This is a genomic window from uncultured Xylophilus sp. (assembly GCA_913776965.1).
In the GTDB taxonomy this organism is placed as follows: domain Bacteria; phylum Pseudomonadota; class Gammaproteobacteria; order Burkholderiales; family Burkholderiaceae_C; genus Xylophilus.
The window spans coordinates 1-2,689 of sequence record CAJYQL010000038.1; the positions used below are offsets into that span (position 1 = coordinate 1).

The 2,689-nt window shown below is 70.8% G+C and carries 2 protein-coding genes; both read right to left on the reverse strand.

Translation table 11 applies throughout. From position 1 onward, the window contains the following. Positions 1-1,482: circularly permuted type 2 ATP-grasp protein (locus QZ500_RS06085; RefSeq protein ID WP_295852241.1), on the reverse strand; the 1,482-nt coding region annotated here is incomplete at its 3' end. Positions 1,483-1,581: 99 nt separating this feature from the next. Then, positions 1,582-2,689 (reverse strand): transglutaminase family protein (locus QZ500_RS06090; protein WP_295852243.1); only part of this gene is annotated, 1,108 nt, incomplete at its 5' end.

Here is a 2,689-nt window from a genome sequence, read left to right on the forward strand (position 1 = left end):
CGCGTCGGCCGACGCGCCGGCCACCCGGGCCATGCCGCCCGGCAGTACCCGCCAGCCGCCCTGCCCGTCCGAGACGGTGAACACCCGCAGCATCACCGGCCGCGCGACGATCTGGCCGCCGCCGGCCAGCCCGGCATCGTCCCAGGTCGGCATGTGCGACAGCGGCAGCTGGGCCTGCAGGGTGTGGTCGTCGCTCTGCCGGACGATCCGGCCGATCCATTCGTCGCGGGCACGCATCGACAGGCGCTGGCCGAGCACCGGTTCGAACGACGCGTGGTAGTCCGACGGCGGATAGGTCGGCTGAATCACACTGGCGCCCAGCTGCGGCAGCGCGCGCTCCAGCACGGTGCGCTCGCCGCACCACCAGGTGGGCAGCGCTGGCAGCGCCAGTTCCTCGCCCAGCAGGTGACGCGCCAGGGCCGGCAGGAACCCGAGCAGTGCCGGCGATTCCAGGAAGGCCGAGCCGGGCGCGTTGGCCACCAGCACCTGGCCGGACCGCACCGCCTGCAGCAGGCCCGGCACGCCGAGCGTGGAGTCCGAGCGCAGCTCGAGCGGATCCAGAAACTCGTCGTCCACCCGTTTGAGCAGGCCGTGCACCCGCTGCAGGCCCTGCAGCGTTTTCAGGTAGAGGCGGTCCTCACGCACCGTGAGGTCGCTGCCCTCGACCAGGGTCAGGCCCAGGTAGCGGGCCAGGTAGGCATGCTCGAAATAGGTTTCGTTGTAGGGGCCGGGCGTCAGCAGCGCGATCCGCGCGTCCGGGCCGCCGCAGGCGCGCTTCAGGCCTTCGACCAGCGCACGGTAGGTGCCGGCAAGGCGCTGCACGTGCATCGCCTCGAAGGCTTCCGGGAACTGGCGCGAGATGGCCAGCCGGTTCTCGAGCAAGTAGCCCAGGCCCGACGGTGCCTGGGTACGTTGCGACATCACCCACCAGTGGCCGTCCGGCCCGCGCGCCAAGTCGAACGCCGCGATGTGCAGCAGCGTGCCGTCGGGCTGGGCGCCGTGCATCTCGCGGAGGTAGCCGGGGTGGCCGTGGACCAGCGCCGGCGGCAGCAGGCCGCTCGCCAGCAGCCGCTGGGCGCCGTAGACGTCGGCCATCACCCGGTCGAGCACCCGCACCCGCTGCAGCACCCCGGTCTCGATGCGGGCCCAGTCGTCGGCGGTCACTATCAGCGGGAACAGGTCGACCGACCAGGGTCGCGGCGGCCCGGTGCCTTCGTCGGCGTAGACGTTGTAGGTGACGCCGTTGTCGCGGATCTGCCGGCGCAGGTTCGCCATGCGGCGGTCGAGATCGCGGTAGCCGTCGGGTCCGAGTTCGTTGAAAAAAACACGCCAGGCGCCCGCCGCACCGGCGTCACCAGCTATCGAATCAGGAGCATCGGAGCGGCCGCGCAGTTCGTCGAAGTGGCCGCGGGCGGCGCTGTGTTGCGCGTTCGACGGCGTCGCGGCGTCGGTCGGTAGGGGGAAATCGTTGGCTTGTTCCACGGCGTGCGCATTCTCCCATCGGGCCGAGGGTCCTACAGCGCACCGGAACGGTGCCCGTCGTCCGCCGCGGGACAACGGGCGCCGGGCGCGGCGGGTGCCTCAATTGCGCCGCAGGTCCAGCGTGAACGGGAATTCCCGGCTCGCGGCGGTGGCGCCGACCGGCTGGTCCGGGATCGACAGTTCGCCGGTGGTGTGCCCGGTGCGGAAGAAACGGGCGAGCCGGCGGCTTTCCGCCTCGTTCGCGTTCACCGGCAGCGTCGTGTAGTTGCGCCCGCCCGGATGGCCCACGTGGTAGCGGCAGCCGCCGACCGCCCGGCGCAGCGCCACGTCCACGATGTCGAAGGTCAGCGGCGCGTGCACGCCGATCGTCGGATGCAGCGCGGAATACGGATTCCAGGCCTTGAAACGTACGCCGGCGATGTACTCGCCCTCGACGCCGGTCGGCTGCAGCGGCAGGGGCTGGCCGTTGACGGTGACCGCATGGCGGTGCGCGTCCAGGCCGGTGACGTGGACCTCGATCCGCTCGACCGACGAATCGACGAAGCGCACGGTGCCGCCGCCGGCGCTTTCCTCGCCCATGACATGCCAGGGCTCCAGCGCCGTGCGAAGCGACAGCTGCACGCCCATCGCATCGACCGCGCCGATGCGCGGGAAGCGGAATTCCAGGTGCGGCGCGAACCACGCGGCGTCGAAGGCGTAGCCCGCCTGCCGCATCTCCTCGATCACGTCCTCCAGGTCGGCTTGCAGGAAGGCCGGCAGCATGAAGCGGTCGTGCAGCGTGGTGCCCCAGCGGGCGACCGGCGCCTGGTACGGCTTCTTCCAGAACCGCGCGACCAGCGCCCGCAGCAGCAGCTGCTGCACGATGCTCATCTGCGGATGCGGCGGCATCTCGAAGGCGCGCAGCTCCAGCAGGCCGAGCCGGCCGGTGGAAGAGTCGGGCGAGTACAGCTTGTCGATGCAGAACTCGGCGCGGTGGGTATTGCCGGTGATGTCGATCAGGATGTTGCGCAGCGTGCGGTCCACCAGCCAGGGCGGCATGGCCTCGCCGTGCACCTTGCGCGCATTGGCGATCTCCTGCAGCGCGATCTCCAGCTCGTAGACCTGGTCGTTGCGGGCCTCGTCCACCCGCGGCGCCTGGCTGGTCGGGCCGATGAACATGCCGCTGAACACATAGCTGAGCGACGGATGGTTGTGCCAGTACTGGATC